We start from the raw sequence: 6,510 nt of genomic DNA on the forward strand, positions 1-6,510 counted from the left end.
GGGTGCTTGCTCGCGTCCCCTCAGGTTCGGAGCAGGTTGTCACGGAAGCTCGACAGCCGGGTCCGGAGGCTGCCGTCGATCACCTGATCGTCGATCTGGGTCACCACGCCCGCGATGAGCGAGGGATCCTGCTTGTGGGTGACCGAGATCTTCCTGCCGGTCGCCTTCTCGAGCTCGGCCCGGAGCCGGTCGAGGTAGCCGTCGGTCAGCGGGCCCGCGCTCGTCACCACGGCCCGGGCGACGTTCTGGTCCTGATCGACGAGGAGCGCGAGCTGCCGCGCGATCTCGGGCAGCGCCGCGAGCCGCCGGCGCCGCGCCAGCAGGAGGAGGGTGTTCCTCGCCACGTCCGAGAAGGCGGCGCGGCCGCCGATCTCGCGGAGCAGCTCCTCGCGCGAGGCCTCCGGGATGAGCGGGTTGTCGAGGACGAGGCGGAGCTCCTCGCTCGACGAGTACATCGCGCTGGCGTCCCCGATCTCCCTGGCCAGGGCCGCGAGGGTCCCGGTCTCCTTGCCGATCTCGAAGATCGCGCGCCCGTAGCGTCGGGCGACGGACTCGTAGCTCATGTCGCTGCTCCGGTGGTCTGGGGTCCGCGGGCGGCGCCGGCGGAGACGGCCGCGGGGATGGCCTTCAGGTACTCTTCGTTGACCCGGTCGAGGTCCTGCTGGCCGATGCGCTGCCGGAGCAGCTCCTCGGCCGCGGCGACGGCGTTCTGCACCGCCTCCTGGAGGAGCATGGCGCGCGCCGCCTTGAGCTCCTGCTCGGCGCGGAACTCCGCGTCGCGCCGCATCCGGACGCGCCGCTGCTCCGCCTCGGCGAGCACGTGGGCCTTCTCGACCTCCGCCTGCGCCGCGTGCTCGGCCTTGAGCTCGGCGAGCGTCTCCTCGAGCCGCGTGAGCTTGTCCTCGTAGTCCTCGAGCCGCTGCTCGGCCTCCTGCTTGAGGCGCGACGCGTTGTCGAGCTCCTGCGTGATCGTCTGCTTGCGCTTCTTCAGCGCCTCCGCGATGGGCTTCCTCCCGAAGCGGACGACGATGAACGCGAGCAGCCCGAAGTTCAGGACTGACGCGAGGAACGGCGGCGGCTCGTTCTTCGGATCGCAGGGGTTCTGCTCGTTGTTGTAGCGCCAGAGCAGCGCGTTGATGCCGCCCTTCGCGGCGGCCTCGTTGTTCACGCCGATGAGGCCGTGCCACCAGTTGACGTGCGGCGGCGGATCCGTCGGGCCGTGCCCGGGGCAGTGCTCCTCCCCGTGGGAGGCCGGCTCGGGCGGCGGCGGCGTGGGGCGCCCGCGCTGCATGCCCGCCGGACGGATCCCGTGGCCGCCCGGGAGCTGGCGGCCGCCCGGCCCGAGCGGCCGGCCGGGCTGCATGTCGCGCGGGCGCTGAGGCATCTGCTGCGAGCCCGGCTGCGCTTCGGCAGGCGACGGGATGGGCGGGTGGCCGGGGGGCAGCGCCGGCTCGGAGCCCGGCTGCTGCGCGAGCGCGGTGCCGGCGGCGAGCGCCGCGGCAAGGCCGAGCGCGAGCGAGGAGCGGAGGAGCGGCTTCTTCACTGGCGCACCTCGCGGCCGAGCATGCTGGCGGCGATCTCCGCGGCGAGCGCGGGCTGGGCGGCGGCGAGCTCGCCGCGCATGCGGGCGACCTCGGCCGCGATCTTCGCCTTGCTGTCCTCGAGGATCCGCGCCGTCTCCGCGCGGGCCTCGGCCATGATCTGCGCCTCGATCTTCGCGGTCTCGGCGCGGAGCCGCTCTCGCTCGATCCCGGCCTCGCGCCGGACCTTCTCGATCTCGGCCTCGTAGCGGGTGAGCAGCTCGCCGGCGCGCTCGTCCATCTCGCGCGCTTCCCGCTTGGCGCCGTCGGTGCGCCGCTCGCGCTCCTCGAAGACGCGGAGCAGCGGATCGAACAGGAGCGGCTTGAGCACGACGACGAACGTCGAGAACAGGACGACCTGCGCCAGGAACGTCAGATCGAAGTCGACGGCGATGGGGCTGGCGCCGGACGCGAGGAGTGGGTGCATTGCGTTCGGGTTCACGGGTGCTTGTTCGGCGACGAGGGCGGCGCAGCGCGAGCCGCTCGCTGCCCCACGCCCCTCGGGGGGGCGATTTCGCGAGCCGGCACTAGCACGTGTCAGTCAAAGCTGGAAGGGTTCTCGCAGGGCGGACGAGCCCCTCTTTAACATCACGTCTCCTGACGACGCGCCCGCGCCTCGCTCGCGGGTGACGGGCGCCACAGGCTCGTGATCGCGCGCTTCGTTAACGGGTGACGGCAACGGGTGACGGTCGCGCTCCAGGCGTGCGAGCGCGGGTGATGCCAGCGCTACAGGTCCGCGAGCGAGCGCATCATCTCTCCGAGGCCGGCCTCGAGATCGCCCTCGCTGGCGCGCGGCGCCGGCGCGCGCGCGCCGTCCTCGTCGCGGATGGCCTCGGCGGCTCGCGGATTGCGGAACCAGTCCTCGTCGAAGCGCTCGATCAGGCTGCGCCGATCGCGCGCTGCGAGGAGCGCCCCGGCGAGCCGGACCGCCGCGCCGGGATCGAGCGCCGGGATGACGCCGGCGAGCGCTCCCGGGATCGGCGCGCCGAGCGCGCGCGCGGTGGTCTCCTCGAAGCGGTCGCTCCGATCGCGCGAGGCCCGGAGCAGCACGTGCCCGCCTCCGTCCTGGCCGGCGCCGAACACGAGCGCCACGGTCGCGGCGTCGAGGCGCAGCGAGAGGAGGAGGCTGCGCGCGGTGGCGCGCGCCTGATCGAGCGCGCGGCCCCGGCCGAGCCCGAGCGCGCGGGCGCAGAAGACGGGATCGGCGACGAGGCCGCCGAACAGCGCGGCGCGGCGCGCCTGCCGGAGATCGAACGGCGCGCGGGAGAGCGCGAACGGCCCGCGCGCTCCATCACCACGCGCGAGCGCCGCGCCGAAGCGGGCGAGCGCGCGCGCGAACGACGCCGCGCCGAGCGGCGGCGGCAGCGGTCCGAGATCGATCGCGACGCCGTCGGTCAGCTTCGTCGCGCGGAACAGCTCCTCGATCCACCGCGGGCCGAGCCGCGCTGGCCACCCCGACGCCGCGTCGCGGCCGACGGCGCGCCCGAGCGCGGCGTGCCAGGTCGGCTCGAGCTCGATCACCGACTCGGTCCGGCGCAGCAGCGCGTCCGCGGCGCCGATCGCCGCGCCGGGAGGGTCGCAGGGGATCTCGATCGCGCGGAGGCCCTCCTCCGCGAGCCGCCGCGCCGCCTCGTGCCTCCGCTCGACGAGGACGCGGGCGGCGTCGGCGACCGCGCCGGATCCTCGGGCGAGCGCCTCGGCGAAGATCTGCCGCCCGGCGCTCGTCGGGTCGGCGAGCAGCCTGAGGCGCGCCTCGTGGGGCGACATCCGCGCCGGCTCGGGCAGGTCGATCGTGACCAGCGGCGCGTGCCAGGCCGCGGCGAGCCGGACGCGGTCGGCCCAGACGACGCGCTCCAGCGTGAGCGCGCAGACCCAGTCGGCGAGGGGGGCCGCGAGGCCGGTCGGGTCAGGCGCGGCGGACGGCGTCGAGCTCGCGAGCCCGAGCTCCGCGCCGAGGCCGGGGGTCTTGCCCGTGAGCTCGAGGTAGGTCGTCCGCGAGCTGACGCGCCGGAAGGGATCGAGCGGGTTCTCGAGCCTGGCCCTCGCCTCGGCGGCGCTCGGGCCGTCCTCGTCGGTGCCGGGCGGCGCCGGACCGCGCCTGACGAGGTCACCGAGCGCCGCGCGCCACGCGCGCTCCGCGCGGGCGACGTCCCGGTCGAGGCGGATCAGATCGATCTCCATGCTCATCGACGCACGTTACGCACGTTGCGCACGTTACGCATGTTACCCGTGCACCGCCGGTGCCGTCCCGAGCCGCCCGGCGATCTCGCCCTCGGCGCGCGCGAGGTCGGCCAGCCGGCTCCGGGTGGCGCCCTCGTCGCCGGCGACCTCGACGGCCAGGTCGACGAGGGTCCGGTAGTGCCGGGCCTCCGACGCGAAGAGCTCCTCGTAGAGCGGCGCGAGCTCGTGGTCGCGCGCGGCCAGCCCGTCGGCGAGCAGCCTGAAGCGCTCGCAGGAGCGGGCCTCGATGATCGCGCCGACGAGCAGCCGATCGATGAGCGCTGCCTTCGCGTTGCGCGCGCAGGTGCTCGTGGCCGCCTTGCGCAGCTCGCTCGCGTAGACGTCGGTCTCCGGCTTGCCGAGCGCGAGGCCGCGCTGCTCGATCACGTCGAGCAGCGCGCGGAAGTGCCGGAGCTCCTCTTCGGCGAGGTCGACGAGCGCCCGCGCGAGGCGCGGGAGCGACGGCCAGCGCGCGGCGAGGGACAGGGCGTTCGACGCCGCCTTCATCTCGCAGTGCGCGTGGTCGGTCAGGAGCGCCGGCAGATCGGCGAGCGCCACGTCAGCCCAGCGTGGATCGGTCGGTAGGGTCAGGCACAGCACGCAGGGCCGACCTAGAGCAGGCGCGCCGCGGCGAGAAGGGGGAGCCGGGCCCCGAACTCGGCGCAGGCGCGCCGATCGGCCGTCGAAGCTCGCTCCGGACGCGCCGCAGAGCGGCGGTCTCCCGCACAGGAGACGGGCCCAGATCGGCGTTTTCGGCGCGCAAGCGCACTCCGGTGCGCTGAGCACCGAAAACATCGAGGTGGGCCCGTCTCCGAAGCGGGTGACCGCCGCTCTAGAAGGTGTCGGACGAGCCGCGGGTCAGCCCGCTCGACTCGAGGTGGTACGCGATCCCGACCACGAACGTGGTGGGTCCTCCGCTGGCGAGGGCCCGCCGCACGGTGCCCTCGACGGAGAACTGGGTCCCCACGTAGGCGAGGCCGAGCGACAGCGCGTGCTGGTCGGCGCCCTGGTCGAAGCGGTAGCCGGCGCGGAGCGGGAAGTGATCGGCGACGAGGTACTCGCCGCCGGCCATGAAGCGGAAGGTGGTGTCGCGGTAAGAGTTGAAGTCGGCGAGCCCGTCGACCTCGATCGAGAAGTCGGCGGTGCCGAACCCGATGCCGCCGCCGACCGTCGTGGGCAACAGCCCGTGGTCGGGGTAGGTGAGGTTCTGTCCGACGACCGCGATGTGCAGGCTGTCGGTCGCCTTGACGGTGAGCCCGGCGTCGAACGTGAACGTGTCGACGAAGGAGTGCCGGCCGACGAGCTTCCCGTTCTCCCACTCGCGCAGCCCGCCCGAGACGGGGCTGTCGCCGAGGCCGCCCTCGCGGAGCGTCCCGTCCTGCGTGATCTTGGCGTAGCGGCCGGTGAGCCCGGCGAAGATGCGGTCGGTCAAGGGGTAGGCGAGGCCTGCCCGCGCGTCGAGGTAGGAGCGCTCGATGCCGCCGTCCATGTCGACGAAGCCGCCCACGAAGGAGAGCGCCCCGGCGAGCTTGCCGGTGACCGAATCGACGACGACGCCGCCATAGGCGTGCCGGCCGGCCTCGGGGCTCCCCTGGAAGAGCCCCTGGAGGTGATAGACGCGGGTCTCCACCATGGCGGACGGGTTGAGGAAGACGGCCGACGTCCCGTTCCCGAGGGCGCGCAGCGCACCCCCGAAGGCCGCGGCGCGGGGCGTCTCATTCTCGCCGTAGCTGTAGGCGAGCTGGGGCGGCAGCTCGTCGGCCGCCGCCGGCCCTGCGGCCGACGCCATCAGGAGCGCGCCTGCCGCCGAGAGGGCCCCGGCCCGCCCGGCGGCCGCCGCCCGGCGAGACGCCCGCTCCGACCGCTGCGCCAGGAGTGCCCCCCTTGTCAACCGGATCCCCGACGACATCGCCTCGCCATACCGCACACCTGGACCCTGGGGGCAAATTCTTGGCTCCTGAAAACCGGCGCACCTCGGTCGCTCTGTACTGGACGAACTCCGCCTTCCTCAGAAAGCTGGAAAACCCGCCACGTCGAGCCTCTTGACGACGAAATGAGCGGGTTTTGCTCTGCAATCGTGAGCGCGTCGTAAAAATCACCGCCCCGCGTCGGGAGTTTTGGCGCCTCGTGTCCGGCAGCCAGAGCTCGGTCGACGCGAAGCCGGCTTCGCAGTGTGTCAGGGACTGAATTTATAACAATACTATCGGATACTTGAGCCAAGTTTCGCAGTTGGGGATAGACGCCCGGACTCACCCGGTGCTACCTCCGATTCGTCCTCGGGGCGGTTCCGTGCCGCACCGGGTCCTCCAAAGGGTGGCCTCGAAAGGGGCGCTGCGAGTTACCGAGCTCTGTGAGGCGGTATGGGGGACGGCTGTGCCGATCTGTCTTTCAATGCGATGGACCTCGACGCGACGGCTGTACCCCCACCTCGATCGACGTGCTCGGCTGCGGCCGGGCCGGGTCCCGGTACAGGAGGGCTGTACTGTCCACCCGCATCTTGCGGGGGCATGCGGATGATTCCCCGAGGACGAAGCGGCCGTGGGCGGACTGTTGAAAAGTCGACACGCCCTTCGATTACATTCAGAATAACATAGAGATCTCCAGGAGTTAGAGGCGAGTCCTCGCTGTGAGACCTGTGGATAAGTTGGGGGCGACGGTTCTTTCGGTCGCCCCCGAAACCTATTTTCGTGGAGCGGACTTCAGAGCAGCG

General features: G+C 72.7%; 6 protein-coding genes. All 6 read right to left on the bottom strand.

Translation table 11 applies throughout. The annotated features are described in order from the left end of the window. Positions 1–20 precede the first annotated feature (20 nt). Positions 21–563 carry an ATP synthase F1 subunit delta gene (atpH, locus tag WMF19_RS52305; RefSeq protein ID WP_437897190.1) on the bottom strand — a complete coding sequence of 181 codons (543 nt, stop codon included), beginning with the start codon at positions 561–563 and terminating at the stop codon, positions 21–23. Next, on the bottom strand, positions 560–1,543 hold the full coding sequence (locus WMF19_RS52310; RefSeq protein ID WP_437897191.1) for a F0F1 ATP synthase subunit B family protein: 984 nt from the start codon (positions 1,541–1,543) through the stop codon (positions 560–562). Before WMF19_RS52310 ends, atpH begins: the two co-directional genes overlap by 4 nt. Next, complete coding sequence (locus tag WMF19_RS52315) at positions 1,540–2,022, bottom strand: ATP synthase F0 subunit B (protein WP_272097039.1); 483 nt, start codon at positions 2,020–2,022, stop codon at positions 1,540–1,542. Before WMF19_RS52315 ends, WMF19_RS52310 begins: the two co-directional genes overlap by 4 nt. A 284-nt stretch (positions 2,023–2,306) precedes the next feature. After that, complete coding sequence (locus tag WMF19_RS52320) at positions 2,307–3,767, bottom strand: hypothetical protein (protein WP_437897192.1); 1,461 nt, start codon at positions 3,765–3,767, stop codon at positions 2,307–2,309. A 36-nt stretch (positions 3,768–3,803) separates the two neighbouring features. After that, a complete protein-coding gene (locus tag WMF19_RS52325; protein ID WP_437897193.1) occupies positions 3,804–4,400 on the bottom strand; it encodes a tRNA-(ms[2]io[6]A)-hydroxylase in 597 nt (198 codons plus the stop codon). A 232-nt stretch (positions 4,401–4,632) separates the two neighbouring features. Next, complete coding sequence (locus tag WMF19_RS52330; RefSeq protein WP_437897194.1) at positions 4,633–5,589, bottom strand: hypothetical protein; 957 nt, start codon at positions 5,587–5,589, stop codon at positions 4,633–4,635. Positions 5,590–6,510 lie beyond the last annotated feature (921 nt).

Source organism: Sorangium sp. So ce124 (genome assembly GCF_051525235.1).
In the GTDB taxonomy this organism is placed as follows: domain Bacteria; phylum Myxococcota_A; class Polyangia; order Polyangiales; family Polyangiaceae; genus Sorangium; species Sorangium atrum.

Coding starts and splice junctions, on each gene's coding strand:
- atpH (WP_437897190.1), bottom strand. CDS start 563: ATGAGCTACGAGTCCGTCGCCCGACGCTACGGGCGCGCGATCTTCGAG.
- WMF19_RS52320 (WP_437897192.1), bottom strand. CDS start 3,767: ATGAGCATGGAGATCGATCTGATCCGCCTCGACCGGGACGTCGCCCGC.
- WMF19_RS52330 (WP_437897194.1), bottom strand. CDS start 5,589: ATGGCGTCGGCCGCAGGGCCGGCGGCGGCCGACGAGCTGCCGCCCCAG.